General features: G+C 51.4%; 18 protein-coding genes. 6 read left to right on the forward strand and 12 right to left on the reverse strand.

Annotated elements, in window-relative coordinates:
* Nucleotides 1-76 precede the first annotated feature (76 nt).
* From V4U84_RS21295 to V4U84_RS21310, 4 genes are all read right to left on the reverse strand, one after another.
* The gene (locus V4U84_RS21295) at nt 77-979 is read right to left on the reverse strand and encodes an IS3 family transposase (protein ID WP_334074351.1); all 903 of its coding nucleotides are present in this window, start codon (nt 977-979) and stop codon (nt 77-79) included.
* Between the two features lie 38 nt (nt 980-1,017).
* On the reverse strand, nt 1,018-1,338 hold the full coding sequence (locus tag V4U84_RS21300; protein WP_334077603.1) for a helix-turn-helix domain-containing protein: 321 nt from the start codon (nt 1,336-1,338) through the stop codon (nt 1,018-1,020).
* Nucleotides 1,339-1,522: 184 nt separating this feature from the next.
* On the reverse strand, nt 1,523-3,052 hold the full coding sequence (locus V4U84_RS21305; protein ID WP_334077922.1) for a replication initiation and membrane attachment family protein: 1,530 nt from the start codon (nt 3,050-3,052) through the stop codon (nt 1,523-1,525).
* Nucleotides 3,053-3,550: 498 nt separating this feature from the next.
* Nucleotides 3,551-3,844: a YuiB family protein gene (locus V4U84_RS21310; protein ID WP_334077923.1), complete on the reverse strand. Its 294-nt coding sequence runs from the start codon at nt 3,842-3,844 to the stop codon at nt 3,551-3,553.
* A 214-nt stretch (nt 3,845-4,058) separates the two neighbouring features.
* On the opposite strand from V4U84_RS21310, the gene hemQ reads away from it, so the two are divergent.
* Nucleotides 4,059-4,805: a hydrogen peroxide-dependent heme synthase gene (gene hemQ / locus V4U84_RS21315; protein ID WP_334076133.1), complete on the forward strand. Its 747-nt coding sequence runs from the start codon at nt 4,059-4,061 to the stop codon at nt 4,803-4,805.
* A gap of 65 nt (nt 4,806-4,870) precedes the next feature.
* Here the strand turns inward: hemQ and V4U84_RS21320 are convergent, their stop codons facing one another.
* Both V4U84_RS21320 and V4U84_RS21325 read right to left on the reverse strand, forming a co-directional pair.
* Nucleotides 4,871-5,125 carry a hypothetical protein gene (locus V4U84_RS21320; protein WP_334077924.1) on the reverse strand — a complete coding sequence of 85 codons (255 nt, stop codon included), beginning with the start codon at nt 5,123-5,125 and terminating at the stop codon, nt 4,871-4,873.
* Between the two features lies 1 nt (nt 5,126).
* Nucleotides 5,127-6,320: an NAD(P)/FAD-dependent oxidoreductase gene (locus tag V4U84_RS21325; protein WP_334077925.1), complete on the reverse strand. Its 1,194-nt coding sequence runs from the start codon at nt 6,318-6,320 to the stop codon at nt 5,127-5,129.
* A 444-nt stretch (nt 6,321-6,764) separates the two neighbouring features.
* Here V4U84_RS21325 and V4U84_RS21330 point away from each other — a divergent pair, with 444 nt between their 5' ends.
* The gene (locus tag V4U84_RS21330) at nt 6,765-7,766 is read left to right on the forward strand and encodes an NAD(P)/FAD-dependent oxidoreductase (protein WP_334076136.1); all 1,002 of its coding nucleotides are present in this window, start codon (nt 6,765-6,767) and stop codon (nt 7,764-7,766) included.
* Between the two features lie 367 nt (nt 7,767-8,133).
* Here the strand turns inward: V4U84_RS21330 and sda are convergent, their stop codons facing one another.
* Entirely contained in the window at nt 8,134-8,274 is a 141-nt protein-coding gene (gene sda / locus V4U84_RS21335; protein ID WP_334076137.1) for a sporulation histidine kinase inhibitor Sda, read from the reverse strand.
* Between the two features lie 275 nt (nt 8,275-8,549).
* Nucleotides 8,550-9,215 carry a YheC/YheD family protein gene (locus V4U84_RS21340; protein ID WP_334076138.1) on the reverse strand — a complete coding sequence of 222 codons (666 nt, stop codon included), beginning with the start codon at nt 9,213-9,215 and terminating at the stop codon, nt 8,550-8,552.
* A gap of 527 nt (nt 9,216-9,742) precedes the next feature.
* Here V4U84_RS21340 and V4U84_RS21345 point away from each other — a divergent pair.
* Together V4U84_RS21345 and V4U84_RS21350 are read left to right on the forward strand one after the other, a co-directional pair.
* Nucleotides 9,743-9,952: a hypothetical protein gene (locus V4U84_RS21345; RefSeq protein WP_334076139.1), complete on the forward strand. Its 210-nt coding sequence runs from the start codon at nt 9,743-9,745 to the stop codon at nt 9,950-9,952.
* A gap of 147 nt (nt 9,953-10,099) precedes the next feature.
* Nucleotides 10,100-11,293: an AI-2E family transporter gene (locus V4U84_RS21350; protein WP_334076140.1), complete on the forward strand. Its 1,194-nt coding sequence runs from the start codon at nt 10,100-10,102 to the stop codon at nt 11,291-11,293.
* Nucleotides 11,294-11,351: 58 nt separating this feature from the next.
* Here V4U84_RS21350 and V4U84_RS21355 read toward each other — a convergent pair whose 3' ends face one another.
* Nucleotides 11,352-13,502: an alpha-galactosidase gene (locus V4U84_RS21355; RefSeq protein WP_334077970.1), complete on the reverse strand. Its 2,151-nt coding sequence runs from the start codon at nt 13,500-13,502 to the stop codon at nt 11,352-11,354.
* A 312-nt stretch (nt 13,503-13,814) separates the two neighbouring features.
* On the opposite strand from V4U84_RS21355, the gene V4U84_RS21360 reads away from it, so the two are divergent.
* Together V4U84_RS21360 and V4U84_RS21365 are read left to right on the forward strand one after the other, a co-directional pair.
* Nucleotides 13,815-14,660 carry an AraC family transcriptional regulator gene (locus V4U84_RS21360; RefSeq protein ID WP_334076141.1) on the forward strand — a complete coding sequence of 282 codons (846 nt, stop codon included), beginning with the start codon at nt 13,815-13,817 and terminating at the stop codon, nt 14,658-14,660.
* Between the two features lie 134 nt (nt 14,661-14,794).
* A complete protein-coding gene (locus V4U84_RS21365; protein WP_334077926.1) occupies nt 14,795-15,646 on the forward strand; it encodes a GRP family sugar transporter in 852 nt (283 codons plus the stop codon).
* Nucleotides 15,647-16,022: 376 nt separating this feature from the next.
* Here the strand turns inward: V4U84_RS21365 and V4U84_RS21370 are convergent, their stop codons facing one another.
* The 3 genes from V4U84_RS21370 to V4U84_RS21380 all read right to left on the reverse strand — a co-directional run bounded on the left by V4U84_RS21370 (nt 16,023) and on the right by V4U84_RS21380 (nt 19,170).
* Nucleotides 16,023-16,850 carry a carbohydrate ABC transporter permease gene (locus V4U84_RS21370; RefSeq protein ID WP_334075125.1) on the reverse strand — a complete coding sequence of 276 codons (828 nt, stop codon included), beginning with the start codon at nt 16,848-16,850 and terminating at the stop codon, nt 16,023-16,025.
* Between the two features lie 39 nt (nt 16,851-16,889).
* Nucleotides 16,890-17,765, reverse strand: a complete 876-nt coding sequence (locus V4U84_RS21375) for a carbohydrate ABC transporter permease (RefSeq protein ID WP_334075124.1) — start codon at nt 17,763-17,765, stop codon at nt 16,890-16,892.
* Nucleotides 17,766-17,838: 73 nt separating this feature from the next.
* On the reverse strand, nt 17,839-19,170 hold the full coding sequence (locus V4U84_RS21380) for an ABC transporter substrate-binding protein (RefSeq protein WP_334077927.1): 1,332 nt from the start codon (nt 19,168-19,170) through the stop codon (nt 17,839-17,841).
* Nucleotides 19,171-19,267 lie beyond the last annotated feature (97 nt).

The raw sequence follows: 19,267 nt of genomic DNA on the forward strand, positions 1-19,267 counted from the left end.
CGGCTAGGCCCCCTTAATCCGGAGTCCTACCCTACAATGTTTATGAATTCACAGGATTGCTCCTTATTCTGCCGTATTACACCGCTCTATGAAAGGCAGAGGTGTCTTCCAGTGTCCTCACCCATATCGAGAACTTCGCTGGAGACATTTTTCTTAAGTTACCGTGAATTTTTCGGTTGTTGTAAAAGTCCATGTATTGGTCCAGCGCCTCATAAGCTTCATCGAGGGTCATAAAGTCCCTTTGGCTAAACAGATGGCGCTCCAGGACGCTGTGAAATGACTCAATGTAGGCGTTCATATTGGGGGACCGAGGTGGTATACGCTCATGAATAAGATCCAAGCTTTCACAGGTATCTCCAAATAGCTTGCTGACGAACTGCGGACCATTGTCTGTACGAACCACCGGCATGGGCTCGCCGGGCTCTATACGGTCTTGCAAGGCATACCATAAGGTTTGGACGACTTGTTTAGCTTCGCATACTGGGCCTCTATACTGCCCTACTACCATTCGGTCAAACACATCTATAATGCTGAGTACAAAAAAGAACCGTTCCTGCCCGATCGCGTATCCATATTTAATGTCCATTTGCCAAAGTTGGTTTGACCCCGTTATAACTCGATTTCTCGGTAATCGGCGAGGGTGGGAACGTACGCGCTTTCTAGGTTTCTGCAATATGTCTAACTCTTGGCAAAGTCGATAAGACTTCTTTTTGTTGAAGATGAGATCATACTTATCTCGAAGGGATTGGGCCAAAAACTTATAACCATAGACAAACTCTTCTCCTTCAAGGAGTTCGAGCAGCCATTCTTTGATTTGTGCGTCGCTAACTTTCTCACCTGTAGCCGTGTAAGAGTATCCAGGCACGGGACGACCTGCACGGCTTTCGGTTGGACGTTCTTCGCCTTTTTCTGCTGACTGGGCCAGTCGCTTTTTACGGTCGTAATACGTTGATTCTGACAACCCAAGAATGCGCAGCACAACAGCTGCCGGTTCCCCCCGCTTAATGAATGGGTCGGCTATTTCAAATTTTTCAGATAAGCGGGGTTTTGCTTTTTTAGCAACTCTCGCAAAATTTCGATTTCGAGTTCTTTTTCACCAAGGACCTTAACGGCCTTTTGGTAGCGTTGCTCTACCTCCTGCAGGCGTTGCAACTCTTGAACATGTTCGTCTGCCGCAGGAATTTCTTCAGGCGAAATAGAGTCCCGATGATCTCTAATCCAACAACGGACAGTCTCAGGGTGGACGTCGTACATTCGAGCCAATACCCCCACCTTAACACCTGCCATCGCTTCTTTCACAACTTTTAAACGTTTTTCTTCGTTCAACCTTTTTCCCATACCGATCATCTCCCTTTATTCTAAGTTTAAATTATTGGGTAGGGAGACTCCAGTTTAATTAGGGGGCCTTAGAGGAATTGCAGGAATTCTCAAATTTTTGTTCCGAACAAGAAAAAAACATGCATATATGCAGGAATTCTATGTTATCAAGGTTGTCTGATGGGGTACCAGCGACTTGGCGTGATTACCCTTTCTTCTTGCTCGCTTTCATTTGTTCGGCCATTTTCAGCAGTTCGGCAAATTCCTCTTCCGAAACGGCCTGCTCCGCCCCCGTACTCTGGACGATCGGAATTTCCGGCTTCGGCTTCGCTCCGCGGCTGCCATAAGTCCTTCCCTGGCCTCCGGCGGTAGCGTTGGATGAGGCGGCGACTTTATCCTTCACCTTTGCCTGGTCGCGAATATACTGCACCGCCTTCTCATAGGTGTTGATCTGTTTCAACAGCATGTTCGAAGCGATGGCATCGACAAAATTGCGGTTGATCCGCTGTTCGCCCCCCGAAGTCAGCAAGGCCATCAGATAATGAATCAGCACATTGATGACTTCGCCCGGCAGCTTGTAGTTCAAATCGATTTTCTCGAAAATATCGAGTAGGTTATCGGGCACCGCGCCCGGGAAAAAAGTTTTCAGCAAACGGGTGTAAGGCTCGTTCCTCAGCATCATATTATACTGATGCACATCGCATTTGCTCTGAAACTGCGGCGGAACTTCCACATAGAACTCCATCTGCACGGCGACTTCCTCCTGCGCGTGCGCCGCTTCGGCTCCCCTAGAATCTTCGCCGCGCAAGGTCACGACCTTGGCGAAGGCAACCTCCCGTTCCTCCCGGCGGCGTTTGCCCTGCCGGAAATGCAAGTTGGCCTTGTGCTGCAGCTCATCCAGCAGCAAATTGCCGGCCACAGGATCGAATACCCCGTCTTCATCCAGCAGGCGGGACAGGTCCTGCACGCTGAGGTCGTATTTGCGGGCCACGTAATTGACGATGCCCATGCCCTCGGGATCGAAGCGAAGCTTCTCCACGTAGGCGCGGTTTACGGATTCCCGCGGGAAGCGGAGGATGATGTCGGCGTAATTGATCGCCGCCTCTTCCTCGACGGCCTTGAGTCCGGGCTGTCTCGCGATGGACGTTTCCGCGATCGCCTGCTCCAGCTCATAATCTATCGAATGCGCGTTCAGTTCGAAAATTTCATAGAACGGAACGGAGATATTTTCTTTATTGTAATTCAGGCCGTACATGTCGCCGGGCTCCATGCGGAAGAAGCGCTCCCGCAGCGATAAGACCGCGAACTTGCCGATTTTGTCGCGCAGCAGCAGCGTCAGATGCTGGGTTCGAAAAAATTCGGCCGGGGACAGCGGCGCCTGAAGTTCGTATTCATACAAATAATCGTCGCTGTCCGGTATGTACAGACGGCTCGTTTGCAGCAATCCCACCGCTTCCAGCTTGGAAGCCTGCTCGATTAAACACGCGCGACCTTTATCGCCGGGTTCCAGGCCCATCGTCAAAAAAAGGCCCCTCTGCTGCTCCACGGCCGAGTACCCCACTTGATCGATCGGAACCTGTTCCGCCAGCAGCCGGTAAAACGCGATGGCCAGCGCACCGACCATCGGCTGATAAATCAATCCGAGCATTTTATCATCCACGGGACTGAGTGAGAAGTCACGGTAAACGCAGTATCGGTGATTTTCGGTAAAATGCAGCATGTTGTTCATGCGCACGGCTTCATCGCTCCTTCCCATTTCTCGTACTTTGAGACTTTTTCTATTCTATCACAAATCGGGGCGACCCGAATCGTTAAAACTTTACAAAAAACGCGGAAAAATCCCCTCCTGCACCCCGGCAGACGGGCATGCTTTCTTTTTGGCTAAATCTGGCGGGGAGGACATCATTTCATAGACTGGAAAGAGGCGCTATCGCCTGAGGGAGCGAGGCAGCCAGAATAACGGGAATTCCCCCCGTTATTTGGATGCTTATGCGGCTGCAGAGGCAAATTAGCCGGAAAAACTCCCGCTAATTCGCCTATAACCAGGGGATATCAGCGGTTGGGCCACGAAATAGATGGAGTTTTTCCATCTAAAATCAGGCCCATGGCCCAAAACTGAAAATTAACAGGAGGTTTTCCCGTTAATGTAAGCCGTAGGTGTGCCGTCGAGCCAAAAAAGCTCCGAGCCTCAGCCCGGAGCCCTACTTGCGGTCCCATTTCCGTCAGAGTAGACTTAGAACATTTTGTATCCGCCCAAACGCAGCTTGCGGATCGTCCATCCGCTTAGAATTGCGCCGGCCAAACCCGCCAGCGCGGTCAGATAATCGACGAGTCCAAAGGAAGCCAGATAGGCCCCGAAGGTTTGATCATGCTCCCAAAGGCTATACACTACAATCGGCAGAATGACAAGTATGAAAATATACGCAGGAAACCAGGTTGTTTTCATTAGCATATTCAGAATAAAGCCGATGCCGAACATCATGACAAAGAACAGAACCATCAGCACTAAAACAATGAGCCAACCCACCTATGTTCCCACCCTTTCAGAATCGCACTATAATTTAGATCACACCTATAAGAACTAGTAGATAGTTTACTAAAAAATATGTTGCGAATCAATGAACATTACCTGAAAGAGCGATGAATTCGTTTGCCCCACTCCTCCCCATTAGGATACAATAAGGAAAGTGCATCCGGTTTTTTAGATGATGAACAATTTGATGATACAGGAGTGATCCCCTATGAACGAAGCCGCCTTGACATTGGAGGGATGGTACGCCTTGCACGATTTCCGTTCCATCGATTGGTCGGCCTGGAAAGCGGCGGATGACGAGGAACGGGCGGGTGCGCTGGAGGATCTGCACCAATTCCTTCAGGAATGGAACGCCTTTGAGCAGGAAGGTAAAGGCAGCACCGCCGTGTACTCCATCGTGGGCCAAAAAGCGGATTTCGTATTTATGCATCTGCGCGAGACGTTGGAGGAATTGAACGCGCTGGAGAACGCTTTTAACAAGACGACGTTCGCCCAGTATACAACGAAAGCCTATTCTTACGTCAGCATCGTGGAATTGAGCAATTACATGGGCTCCGGAGACGGCGATCCGAAAGCGAATCCGGAAGTGATGGCCCGGCTCCAGCCGATTCTGCCGAAGTCGAAGCATATCTGCTTCTATCCGATGAACAAAAAGCGTGACCTCAGCGATAACTGGTACATGCTGTCCATGGAAGAGCGGCGGAGCATGATGCGCAGCCACGGGATGATCGGACGCGGGTACGCCGGCAAAGTCAAACAGATCATCACCGGGTCCGTCGGACTGGATGATTGGGAGTGGGGCGTTACCCTGTTCTCCGACGACGCCTTGCATTTCAAGAAACTGGTCTACGAGATGCGCTTTGATGAAGTCAGCGCCCGCTTCGGCGAATTCGGCTCTTTCTATGTCGGCAATTTGTTGAATGAGCAGCTGTTTGAAGAGATGCTGAAACTGTAAAAAAGAAACTCAAAAAAGCGCGAGCCGCGGGATCCCCCGTTTGCTCGCGCTTTTTGCCGTACCCTTTACTCGTCGTCCCCGTCTTGACGCTCCCGCAGGGACTCCATAAACTCCGCCGTGGCCCGGTCCCGGTCCCGGCTCTTCTCCTTCAACCGCTCAATCGCCGGAAGAATCAAAATATCCACTTCCCGCTGCACGGTATAGGCCAAATCGTATTTACCCTGGGATTCCAGGAAAGAACCTACCTCCATCAGGGCGTTGTACCGGTCAAGCTCCTCCCGCGTCAATAGCCCTCTGACTTGCACGCTGCAGTGGCGCATGTTACAGGAATCTGCCTTTCTTCAGGACGAGGGGGATGCCCCCGATCGTGAACAGATAGCGGATATCCACCAGCTTCTTGAGCTGCGCGGCAACCCAACCCTTGTACTTCTTGCCGAAGGCGGAGGCGATGGCTTCGCCTTTGCCCAAGGAGGCTACCGTCCCTTTGTTGCTGAAAACGAATTTCTTCATCTCTTTGCCGCGGATCGCCGACACGACGTTCTGGGCGCAAGTGACTCCCTGCTGCATGGCGATTTGGGCTGTCGGCGGATACGGCCGCCCCTCCGGGTTAAACATCAGCGAATTGTCGCCGATAATAAAGACATTATCGTAACCGGGCGCACGCAGATAATCGTCGACCTTGACCCGGCCTCTCGCCGTTTCGAATCCGGCGGCTTCGACAAGCCGGTTTCCGCGGATGCCTCCCGTCCAGATGACCGTAGCGGACTTGACTTCTTCGCCGGTGGCCAGCAGCACGCCGTCCGGGTTGCATTCCTTAATGGCAACGCCAATTTTGAACTGTACGCCCTTCTTGCGCAGAACATCCATGGCATAGTCGACGAGTTCCGGATCAAAGCCGGGAAGGACGGTAGGCGCGGCTTCCACGTTATAGACGTTCACCATGTTCGGATCGACGTCATATTCCTTGCACAGCTTGGGAATCCGGTCCGCCAATTCGGCAACGAACTCAATGCCGCTGAATCCGGCGCCTCCGACGACGAAGTTCAAGCGGTCCGTGCGGCTTTCATCAGCCTTGAACAGCGCAAACTGATATTCGATATGCTGTCGGATGAGACGTACGGAGTTGATGCTCCGGATCGTCATGGCGTATTCGGACAATCCGGGAATGCCGAAGGATTCCGGTTCGCCGCCAAGAGCGACCACCAAATAATCATAGGACAGGGTCCCGTCCTGGAGAACAACCTTTTTATCCGATAAACGAATTTCCTGAACATTTGATTTGACAAGGTCGATTTTGAATTCATCGATCAGCTTGGAGATCGAAACACGCGTATGCTCGATCGAGTCCGTTCCCGCGGCAGGCATATGTAGGTGGGTCGTGAAGTAATGGTAATCATGCCGGTTGACGAGAGTGACGTCGGCCTCATTATAATTCAATTCCTTCTGCAGCCTCTGCGCTGTCAAAATACCGCCATAACCCGCTCCAAGTATGACGATCTTAGGTATGGTACTCATCTGGCTTGTTCTCCTTCCAGGGTTAAAGCTCTATATTTGATATTAAAACCAAAAACTCCAATGTGAAAATAAACACATAAAAAAATAGTCTCTGGTAAAAATAACATATTTATGTGCGCTATTTGTGCGCTTTGCGATTGTGCGATATTTGTCACAGTTATTTTAAACCGAACCTGAATAATTATCAAAAATAATACACAGGATCTATCCAGGTTCTCCTTAAATGTACTCATTTCGTCACAAATTTGGGTACATACATTTGAATGATATCGGCTTTTGTATAAAAGATCAAGTCTTATTTTACGCCACTTTTCGCGGTTTTACAGGGGTTTTCAGGCTTCTCCATAACCCGCTTGGTCCAACTTTGCAAGACGGAAAGTGAGGGCTATAATAAAGTAGAAATGACAATATAAGCTTTGTTAAATTATTCGGAGGTGTTTGCCAGTGTCATCCCAAACTGCAAGCGGCGAATTTACCGACCTGCTCATCATCGGAGGCGGGCCGGCAGGCATGTTTGCCGCTTTTTACGGCGGAATGCGGAAAGCATCCGTTAAATTAATCGAAAGTATGCCGCAACTGGGAGGACAGGTTGCCGCCCTTTACCCAGAGAAATATATCTATGACATCGCCGGATTTCCCAAGATTACAGGCCAGGAATTGGTCCACAACTTGCATGAGCAATTGAAACGGTTCGATCCGGACATTCGTCTTGAAGAGAAGGTGCTGCGCATCGAGAAGAAAGATGAACGCCATTTTGTCGTAACGACCGACAAGGAAGTGCATTATGCCCGGGCTCTGATCATTACCGCGGGGGTCGGCGCCTTTGAACCGCGCCGGCTGGAGCTGGAGAACGCGGCGAAATTCGAGAAGAGCAACCTGCACTATTTCGTCAGCGATCTGAGCAAGTTCCAGGGCCGCCGCGTTCTGATCAGCGGCGGCGGCGATTCCGCGGTAGACTGGGCGCTTATGCTCGAGCCGATCGCCGCGCAGGTCACGCTGATTCACCGCCGCGACAAGTTCCGCGCCCACGAGCACAGTGTGGAGAACCTGATGGCCTCCAGTGTGCAGGTCATCACCCCGACGGAAATCGCCGCCCTGCACGGCGACGACCGGATCGAACGCGTCACCCTTTCGCATACGAAGACGAAGGAGACCCAAGATATCGATGTCGACGACGTCATCGTCAATTTCGGATTCGTCTCCTCGCTCGGACCGATCGCGGAATGGGGGCTCGATATCGATGCCAACTCGATCGTTGTCGACTCCCGTATGGAGAGCTCGATTCCCGGCATCTTCGCGGCCGGAGACATTACGACATATCCCGGCAAGCTCGACTTGATCGCCGTCGGATTCGGCGAAGCGCCGACCGCGGTCAATAACGCCAAGGTGTATATCGATCCGGAAGCCAAGCTGTCCCCGGGACACAGCAGTAATCTTAAACTCTAACTACATGAGATGATACAAAAAGGGGTATCTTAACTTTACGCAGGAAACCTTGCTGTAAAGGAGAGATACCCCTTGTCCTATATTTGCCCGTTATGCAACGGTGTTGCTCCGCTGACCGCCACGTGTCCCGATTGCGGGCATGTCCTGGAGAATGCCGGTAAAAAACAGGACTACGTGGGACCCTACAGCCCGTATGGGTCGGCTGATCAGTATACCTCTGCATCCACTACCCAAGCTCCTTCCGGCTGTGAACATGTGGTCATGTGTCCGCATTGTCACGAAGCTTATATTTATCATGTCAACGCTTGGAAAGCGCCTTGACTTCATCGACACCAGCTTGTCCATCATTTCCGCGACAACTTGCTCACTAATGTAAGATCGGCGAGTCGGTCATCAGATCTCGTCTATGGATCTCTGCCAACAGCAATCCGATGAAATCCCGGTCCAAATCCAGCAAAGTTGCCAAATGATAGGATTCAAGCAGCATCTCGTCTGTCAACATCGCCATTAATAGCACATCCTTTCTATATTTTTCCTCATCATAACAAGAAAGCCGAATCAGAACAAGCGTTCCTCTTATCCACAAAAGTCTGTGGAAATCCTGTGAATAACGTGTTAGCAAACGCTGGAACACATTGTAGAATATCTTTGGATAATGTGGATAAAAGTTATTCACAGGATGCCAATACCCATTTTTTGACGAAAATTTTTTTTACTTCCGGTTAAAACTTTGGGTATAATCCATTAACCTGTAAAACATTGGAATAAACCGCCGAAATCTTTTTATTGTGGCCGGGTATTAACTTCAAAAATCCAGAGTTTTCCGCCCTGATCAATCCCATAGTCAAACCCGAGCTGGTCGATGCCCGGAAAAGCCGACTCCAAAATCGCAATGCAAGTACTCGTAATATTTCGCATCTCCTTGCGCTTTTTGCTCCCGGCCCCTTTGCGGCGGAGCGAAAGCTCCAACCCTTTTCTGGCTGTCAGTTGGGTTCCCCCTTTGCAGAGATTGGTAACGAACAAACCGGGTCTGGCCAGACGTCCGACCATGGAACGGTACACCCAAACGCCGCCCTGCTTGACTACCTTGACTCTGTAATCGATCGGCCGCCCGCCGATTCGCGCCAAGTGGATGCCCTGCTGGATCATGTACCGCCGGCCGACTTTGACACGGTTTAAGGCCTTGAACATGGCGTCAAAGCTGGCGAACGATCTTTGGGCGGACATATAGGTAAAGGAGTAGATCCCTCTCGCACAAGTTACCTTGATCACCCCGTACCCGCCGCCGCCCCGCAGCGGCTTGATCACCACCATGCCAAACTGGCGCAGCATGCTCCTTAACGACTCCGCACTGTACATTCGGGTTTGCGGTATGTGGGCGGCCACGTTCGCGTTGCTGAGTAGCGCTTCCGTTTTCAGCCATTTATTGGCCAGTTGTCTTCCCGCCATGACACCATCCCCTTTCCGTTATACGATATTCATACTCAAACGGCAGAAAGGGTTCTTGTATGTTTGTCCGAGGCGTGTGCCTCTTTTCCTCTTCTCGCATTTTTGTTCAAATATGCTAAACTAACGTTAGAATAGGCTATATAGGCTGAACTATTGATTTGCATATTAGACAGCGGTGTAAAGGGTTCTTTGCACACTCTTGTCTGCAACTAAATGTTTGGTTTGAATTAAAGGGAATTCTTCCCGTTAATTTGGTACGTATGCGGCTGCAGAGGCGAATTAGCCGGAAAAACTCCCGTTAATTCGCCTGAAATTGTGTATTTCGGCAATAGGGCCGCGAAATAGATGGAGCTTTTCCAGCTAAATCTGGCCGAAAAGCCAAGAGCGGTACATTAACAGGATATTTTCCCGTTAATGATGTAGACTCCGACGGTGGGGCTTTATATCAGAACCCTGTCACATCCTTGCCTCACGCCAATTCTTTAGTTCAACCTATATAGCAAGATTTTTAGTGAAGGAGGATTCCTTTGGAAACCGAAGCCGCTTTATTCGAAAGCCTGTATTGGATTGCCATGATCGCCATGTCCCTGGTGCTTGCCGGAATCACCGTGCTTTTGTTTATTACCGGACTTAAATTCGCCAAAGGCTCGCGCAAAGGGCTGGGAGCGGGCTGCATCCTCTTCTCGCTGGTGGCGGCCGGTATGGTCGTGCTTATGGTGGACCGGCAGTTTTTTTGAACCGCGTTCGGACTGGATTCATACGCTTTGCACCTCGAAGCGGCATGAATCCTTTTATTTTTTGAGAATGTCTGAAACCAAAATGATTTTTTGCGTAATATAACTATAGTAAAAATTTGATACATCGACAGGAGGTTCTTTGCTTTCATGGGGGGCGCGCACATCTGGAGCGAACGTTTCAAAAAGTTTTTCCTTGGCAACCGGTTCGTCATCTTCCTGCTTATCTTACTGCTGATCGGACTTAATATTTTTGTATTTGACAAAGTTTCCTTTATCTTTACCCCGGTCACCGTTCTTCTAAAAACGGTACTGCTTCCGATCCTGCTGACAGGCGCGATTTATTATCTGCTCAACCCGTTGGTGGACTGGCTTGAGCGGAAAGGGATTCCGCGGGTCTACACGATCGTCGCGCTCTACCTGCTCATTGTCGGCCTGATTACGATCGTCATCCTGTCTATCGTGCCGGTGGTAAGAGAGCAGATTATGGATTTGATCGAGAACTTCCCGAAATACAGCTATGAGGTGCAATTGCAATTCGAAAGCCTGATCGGCAGCGAATTCTTCCATCAAATTCAGGAATCGACAGGCTTTAATCCGACTCAGCTCGCGGAAACCGTCTCGGAGAGAGCGACCTCGATTCTGGAAAACGCCTGGTCCGGCATCGGCGGATTTTTGGGCGCGTTGAAGGACTTTATTTTGGCGATTATTACGGTACCTTTCATTCTGTTCTATTTGCTGAAAGACGGGAAAAAGCTGCCGAACTTTATATTGCGTTACGTCCCTGTCCGGTTTCGCACTCAAACCAACCGGGTGATGTCGGAAATGAACGGACAGATCAGTTCCTACATCCGGGGGCAGATTATCGTCAGCTTTTGTATCGGGGGATTGCTGTACATCGGTTTTCTGATTATCGGGCTGGATTACTCCCTGATTCTGGCCATCATCGCCGCATGTACAAGCATCGTGCCTTATCTCGGCCCGGCCATCGCCATTACGCCCGCCTTGATTATCGCCATCGTCACCTCGCCGCTCATGCTGTTGAAACTCATTGTCGTCTGGACCGTCGTCCAACTGGTTGAGGGAAAATTTATCTCCCCGCAAATCATGGGCAAATCCCTGCGGATTCACCCGATCACGATCATCTTCGTGATTCTTACCGCCGGGAACCTGTTCGGCATCCTGGGCATTATTCTCGCCGTTCCCGGTTACGCCGTGCTTAAAGTTATTTTCACACACCTGTTCAAATGGTTCGAGAATCGCTCGAAGCTGTACGAACCGGCACTCGCGGAAACCGCGGTTCAGCAGCATGACACGGAACGTGTTGATGGAAACAGCAACTAAACAAACCTAAGGGGCCCCTCCTTTCCGGAGAGGCCCCTCTATTTTGTGAAGGGTCTGCCTACTCTTCTCTTCGGAGCGTAAACAGCCTGGAGGCAAAATCGCCCTTCTCCATCACATTGAAGCTCATGTCTTCCTTCCAGGGCGGGGTCAACAGCAGACCCAGATTCATCAGTTCGCCGCCCGAGTAGGATTGATCCAGTTCCTCGACACGGTAGACCGCCTCCGGCAGCAGCCCTTTCAGCTTGAGCCGTTTATAGGCTTCGTTCGGGACGGATACCACCTGATACCAACCCACGATGGCTTCGCCTCTATCGGCATCCACCGTCATCCAGGCGGTTTCATTCTCCTCGAACGGACTTTGCAAACGGAAAAAGTCTCCTCCGGTCAATAGCTTTCTGTATCGTTTGTAAAAGCGGATTTGCTCCCTGATCGCCTCCCGCTCGGCCACCGTCAATCCGACGGGGTCCAATTCATAGCCGAACACGCCGAAATAGGCGGCATTTGCCCGGGTGTGAAGCGGAGTCATCCGGCCGACCTGGTGGTTCGGAACACTGGATACATGTGCTCCCATACTGCTTAACGGGTAGGCCATCGACGTCCCGTACTGGATTTTTAGCCGCTCCACGGCGTCGCTGTCGTCACTGGTCCAGGTTTGCGGAGCATAATACAGCATTCCGGGATCGAAACGGCCTCCTCCCGAGGCGCAAGATTCGAACAGAATGTGCGGATATTTGCGGATCAGTTTGTCGTAGAGTCGATACACCCCCAGGATATAGCGGTGAAAAAACTCCCCCTGCCGATCGCTTCCCAAGGTCACCGAATAAGCTTCCGAGATATTGCGGTTCATGTCCCATTTCACATATTCGATATTGGCCGACGACAACACCCGGTCCATCTGTTCGAATAGGCCATCCACCACCTCGGGACGGGAAAAATCAAGCACATACTGATGGCGTCCCTGTTTACGCTTCCGGTTCGGCGTGCCGACAACCCAGTCGGGGTGAGCCTGCATTAAATGAGAATGCTCGTTCACCATCTCGGGTTCGAACCATAATCCGAACTTCATGCCGAGCTTATTAACCTCGCTGGCCAAATGCCCCAAACCGTTAGGAAGCTTCTGCTCATTCACGAACCAATCGCCCAGCGATGTGGTATCGTCGTTGCGCGTCCCGAACCAGCCATCGTCCAGCACCAGCAGCTCTATGCCGAGGTCGGCACCGGCCTTGGCGATGTCCAGAATTTTTCTTTCATTAAAGTCAAAATAGGTCCCTTCCCAATTGTTCAGCAGCACGGGCCGTTCTTTCCGGGCCGCCTCGCCGCGGATCAGATGGTTGTTATACAGCTTGTGGTAAGCCTGGCTCATGGCGTTCAGTCCGCCGGAAGAATAGACCATCACCGCTTCGGGGGAATGGAAGCTGTCCCCGGGAGCGAGAGTCCAGCAAAACTTCTCGGGATGGATTCCGATCATAAACCGGGAGGTCCGGTAATTATCCACTTCCACTTGGGCCAAAAAATTACCGCTGTATACGAGATTCAGGCTGTACACTTCGCCCGCGTGCTCCGTCGTGTCCGGCTTGGCCAGCATCACCAGCGGATTGTGGAAGTGGCCGCTGGCCCCCCTGGTGCTCCCGACCGCTTGAACGCCGGGCCGAAGCGGGGTCCGGTATACATGGCGTTCCCTTCCCCAAGCGCCCGACAGTTGAATAAACTCCAATTGCTCGTCCGGCAAATCGAAGCTGGCGCTCATCAGCCGGTTGATCTTCAGCACCCGGTCGCCGCCGTTCGTAACCGTCACCGAGCGGGTCATCACCGGCAGGTCTCTGTAAATCGTATACCGCAGCGCCGCTTTAGCCTGTGTCAACGGATCGACCAGCGTAATAGTCAAAGTCTCCGCTTCCGCGGGATCGGTAACGAACGTGGCGGGCAGCTGGGGTAGCGGCGGTTTCCCGGCATGAATCTCATACCCCGCATACTGAAATTCCATAATATGCGAACCGTCCTCCTGCAAGATCTCGACGGCCGCTTCCCGGAAATCGCCGCTTCCGGAGGAGGGGAATTCCTGTTTGATGCTTTCCAGCGAGGTGACGAGGTCACCGGTGAACTCGCCTACCGATACAGGCCGATAGCTGCGTTCAACGAAACGCTCCGGGCTTCCGAGATAGCGGAGGGCCGGTCCGTAATATAAATGCTCCAGTTGACCGTTCTCCATCACGCGAAACAAATAACTGATCGCGCCGTTGTGTAAATGAAAGGTTTGTTCCTGTTCGTTGACCTGAATTCCTGTCGCTGTTTGTCCGTATGGGTTCAAAGCGTTCGTCTCCTTTATGCTCGAGTCATTGGGGCTGATGCTTTTCGAGATCAGAATACCATGTCCGGAAGCCGACCTACATGCTATTTTCCCAGTGTTATATAGCAAAACTTAATATAATCGAAGTAAGGGTTTTATAGGGCCAGTCATATTAACTCCATTTGTTTAACCTCTTTGTTTTCGCTATATTAATGACAAGGAAGGAGCGATGGAATGAACAGTGCGATGATCCAGTATGTAGACACAACGACCAGCATTCAGCACAAAAACATCACCGATTTGATTCTATACAACTGCGGCACCGAAAAATGCGCACCCGGCCATGCTTTCGGTCCGATTGCGCGGGAATTTAATCTGATCCATTTCGTCATCGGCGGACGGGGCCGGCTGGAGATTCAACAAAAGGAATTTGCGATCGGTCCCGGCCAGGCCTTCCTGATTCCGGCGAACGAGGTCGCCTACTATCAGGCCGACCGCACCGATCCGTGGGAATACTGCTGGATCGGATTCATGGGGATCCGCTCCCAAATGTATCTGCGGAGCATGGTCTCATGCCGGGATCAGCCTTTTGTCCTGGATATCGAGGACATCTCCTATTTTCAATCAACCATTCTGGAAATGCTGCGGATCGGAGACCATCAACTGACGTCCTCCCTCGCCATCCAAGGATACTTGTACCAGATGCTTGCCAGACTGGTGCGTGACTCCGGGGCCGGGGAGGCCCGGCAGGGTGAAGTGCGGATTCCCTATTCGACCCAGGCGATGAACTATATCGAGAAAAATTACAACAGCGGCCTGCAGATTCATGACGTGGCGAGCTATCTTGGGCTGCACCCGAACTATCTGTCCTCCGTTTTTAAACAGGAAACCGGAAAAACGCCCAAACAATTCATGATGGAGCTAAGGATCCGGAAAGCTTGCGAACTGCTGCAGCAAACCGATTACCCGATCCTGGTGATCTCCAAATCGGTGGGCTATTCCGATCAATTGACGTTCTCGCGCGCCTTCAAAAGCATGACGGGAATGTCGCCGACGGAATTCAGGCAGAATTCCCTTTGATTTTGCCATAAACATCATAAACCCGGCGCTATTTTACCCCGTTCTTATTTGGTATCGTTTTGCTGTTAATTGCTCAAGTGCTATAGGATTTTGGCAGATTGAACAACAGCATACGAGAGAGGGGTTTATTCAACATGTTCATTGCTTTTGTTTCGGCTCTGGGGTGGGGATTCATGCCCATTTTGGCCCAGTTGACGAAAGCCGGACCGCGGGAACAGCTCTTGGGCACGTCCGCCGGCGCTGTATTGTTTGCAGCCGGTCTGTATGTGGCCTCGCCGACGGCCTTCTCGCCCGTCCCCTACACGATCAGCTTTATTTCCGGGATTCTGTGGGCGATCGGCCAATTGCTTCAGTTCGAAGCGTTCCAGCGCATTCGCGTGTCCACCGCTATTCCTTTTATTTGCGGGCTGCAGCTAACCGGCACCACCTTGTTTGCCGCCCTGGCCTTGGGGGAGTGGTCCACCCGGTTCCAGTTCCTCCTCGGGATCGCCGCACTGGCGCTCGTCTTGGCCGGTGTGCTCATCACCAGCCTGCAGGAAGAGAGCACAGGGCCAAAGCGCGGGCTGACGCTCGGACAGCTGTCCATTCTCTTGTGCTCGGCCTTGGCCTTGACCGGCTATGTGATTATCAATCAGTGGTTCGACATCACCGGTCTGTCGGTCATCCTCCCGCAATCCGCCGGCATGTTCCTTTCCGCCGTCGCTTTTAGTCTGTTCGCCGGGGTGCGGCCGAGACCCCGAATGGTTATTCGGAATCTCGGCACCGGGCTCTCCTGGAGCATCGCCAATCTGGCGCTGTTCATCGCGAACGGCAAGATTGGAGTGGCGGCCTCGTTTCCGATTTCCCAGGTCAGCATCGTGATCGCCACCGTTGGAAGCATCCTGATCTTCAAGGAGAAGAAAAGCCGCAAGGTATGGATGCGGGTGCTGCTGGGCAGCATGGCCCTCATGGCGGGCGTAATCCTGATCGGGTTAACCAAATCCTAGCTCGGACGCATGCGAAAAGCCGCTGAACATTTCAGCGGCTTTCTTTGCATGCAAGCCCATGCCGGGGCTGCTCCGCCGTCAAATTAACGGGATTTCCTCCCGTTAATTTGAAGATAATCACGCTGTTCGCCACATTAGCTGGAATTCCTCCAGCTAATTCCGCCTCTTCGGCTCGAAACCGTCCTCCGCCCGCAAAATAACTGGAGTTATTCCCGTTATTCGCGTGCTGCAGCCGTGTCCGTACCTGATTAACGGGCATTTTTCCAGTTAAAGTTAATGTGACGATCGATTCTTTGCCGGTGTACGAAGAACCCTCCACGACAGCTTTCGCGGAGGGTTCTTTTTAGGCGTGTAACTTTGCTCCAATTTCAGGGCTTTACCCTTTTACGGCCGAACCTACTGTCATCGCGTTCTCAACCTGTTCGCTGAAGAACAGATAGATAATCACGAGCGGCAAGCTGGCAATCGTCATGACCGCTCCCATCCCGCCCCAATCGGTGCTGTATTGTCCTTGGAAGAACAACAGACCGAGCGGCAGCGTTTTCATCGTTTCGTCCGAGATCAGAATGTAGGCGAGCATAAATTCGTTCCAGTTGTTCAAGAATTGAAAAATAGCGACCGTAGCGATGGCCGGAGTCACGATTGGCACAATTATCTGAAGAAACATCCGGTAGATGTTGGCCCCGTCCATACAAGCCGATTCTTCCAGTTCGCCGGGGATGCCCTTCATAAACCCGTAGAAAACCAGACAAGAGAAGGGAAGTCCGATCGCGACGTAAGGAACGATCAACGCCCCGTACGTATTGGTCAAATGAAAATCACGAACCAGGATCGCCAGCGGAATCATGATCACCTGAAGGGGCATAAACATCCCCACGGTCATATACAAACGGACGCTTTCCCGGAATTTCCAGCGCATGCGGGCGATCGCAAACGAGAACATCAGCGATAACCCCAGGATCAAGAGCGTTGAAATGGAGGAAACGACCAGACTGTTCAGAAAATATTTAGGGATATTGAATTGGGACCATGCCGCAATATAGTTTTCGATACGAAAATGCGTCGGCAAGCCGAACGGATTCGTCACGAAAATTTCCTCGTTGTTTTTAAGCGAATAAGAGATCATCCACACTAAGGGATAGACGGATATGACAAAATAGATCCATAATGGCAACTGCAGCAATACCGTTTTGATTTGCTTCATCCTTTAAGCACTCCTTCTTACCGAACGACCGGCTTTAGCTTACGCTTCATTCCGGTCAAACGTCTTATTAATTACGATCGTCGCAAGCAGCGATAAGCTCACCAGTACGACGGATACGGCGCAAGCATAACCATAGTTGCTTTCGAGGAAAGCGTATCTGTAAATCATGAAGGTCAGCGTATAGTTGCTTGTGCCGGGGCCGCCATTGGTCATTATCAGCATCTGGACGAAGGCCCCGATTCCCGATGTAATCGCCACGATGAAACAGAACTTGTAGGTTTCCTTCATTAAAGGGAGCGTCACCTTGAGATGGGCCATCCATTTGGAACAGCCGTCGATGGTGGCCGCCTCCATGTACTGCTCGGGAATCGATTTGACGCCGGCATACAGCAAGCTGAACTGGTACCCCATAAACTGCCAGGCATTGACGAAAGCGATGGCGACAATGGAGGCGGTTGGGGACGTCAGCCAATTTTGCTGGTAGGGAATGTGAAGCAGGTCGAACAACCGGTTGATTAACCCGTTCGTCGGGTCATACATGGCGATCCAAAGCTGACAGACCACCGTAACGGAAAGGACAACGGGGATGAAGTAAGCGGTTTTGAGCAATTTTCGGGCTTTGATTCGCGGATCCGCACAGGCGAGCGCCAAAATCGTTCCCAGCCCGATCTGAAATATGACGAGCACGACGGCGAAAATAAGACCGTTGCGCAAAGACGTGATCAAAAGCGGATCATGAAACAAATCCAGATAGTTGGAAATGCCGTTCCAAGTAGCCGCGCTAAGACCGTCCCAATTAAAAAAACTGCGGTAAAACGTTTGAAGCACCGGATAAATGATCACGACACTGTATATAATCAGCGCCGGGAGCAAGAACAAGATGATGGCTTTTTTATTGCTCAGGTATCTGTGCATAGGTTTAAATCCACTCCTTTGGGTGAAAGGATACCGACCTCCGGAAGGTCGGTATCTTTCGACTGTAACTCTTCTATTTGTTTTCTCTTGCCATGACGCGATTGATGTTATCGACGAACTGCTGAACCGTGTATCCTTTGACCAGCATGTTCTGCGTACTGTCGTCGATCGCGTTCTTGATTTGCACATTATTGACCGGCGTCATATATTGCGTAGCGTTCGGGAGAACTTCTTCCGCAATCCGCTTCATCATCGGAGGAACTTCCGCCGTCGTCGGCTTGTCTACTTTAATCGCGGTAATCGGGCTTCCCAGTTGGGTATACTTGTACTCGCCGTATTTCTGCGCGAGGAAGCTGGCGACTTTCACCGCGACCTCTTTATGTTTGCTGCTAGGCGAAACCGCAAATCCTCCCGGAGCGCCCGAGCCGTTGATGAAGCCTTTGCCGCTCTCATAAGCGGCCTCATCCTTAGCCGGCCAGTACATCCAGTCCACTTTGTCCCCGAGCTTTTCGGTGCTGCTGTAAATCTCCCACTGCCCGTTCACAAACATCGCCGCTTTGCCGGAGTAGAATTGGGCCGAAGCCTGATCATAGTTCGTATTGGTGGCGTTAGCATCGAACAGGTTGGCCTCCTTCAGCTTGTACAGCTCCTCGGCCGCCCGCACAAAGGGGTCGGGCATGGCGGTCGTTCCCTTGGCCTCCAAGTCCCCGTAACCCGCTGTCCCCTGTTCGCGAGTGACAAGCCCAGCGTAGAACGCCGTCGTAATCCATTTTTCCTTGGCAAAAATCGCCATTGGGGTATACCCCGCTGCCGAGAGCTTCTTGGAAGCCTCGATCATTTGATCGTACGTTTTGATCGGCGTCTGAATCCCTACTTTTTCGAAGATCTCTTTGTTGTAATAAATCAGCTGGAATTCGATGCCGGGGTATGGGAAGGCGTACACATGCCCGTCGGGTGCGATCAGTTTGGATTCGACGCCTTTATTCAGCTTCGCTTTGAATTCGGCCGTTTCCGGATAATCGTCAAGAACCTCCACATTTTGGGCCTTGGCAAAAGTTTGCAGCGTCGCCCAGTCGGTATCGTAAATGTCCGGCATATTCCCGGTGGCTGCATACGTTTTCAATTTTTGATAGCCGTCCTGCACCGCCTCGTCGAGAATGATCTCCACATTCGGCATCTCTTTCTTTAACTCTTCTACCGCGTAATCGAAGGGCTTGGCCGTGTCTTCATCAAAATGCTGGGCGTAAACCTTGAGCTGAATCTTCTCTTCTCCGCCAGCGGCCGAGGTATTCCCGTCTTTTTGCGCCGCGTTGTTTCCGCCTCCCCCGCCACCGCATCCCGCAAGAGAAAGCGCAAGGACCGTAGCCGTCAACATGCTCAGTGCTTTCCGATATTTTTTTGCCATGATAGATCCCCTTTCTTTGTATGAAACGAATCTTTGTATTCACTTCCGTCTTGTGTTGATAGCGTTTTCAGAAGTGGTGCTTTCATTATAAAAAATA

The organism is Paenibacillus sanfengchensis (genome assembly GCF_036864765.1).
GTDB classification, from domain to species: Bacteria; Bacillota; Bacilli; order Paenibacillales; family Paenibacillaceae; genus Fontibacillus; species Fontibacillus sanfengchensis.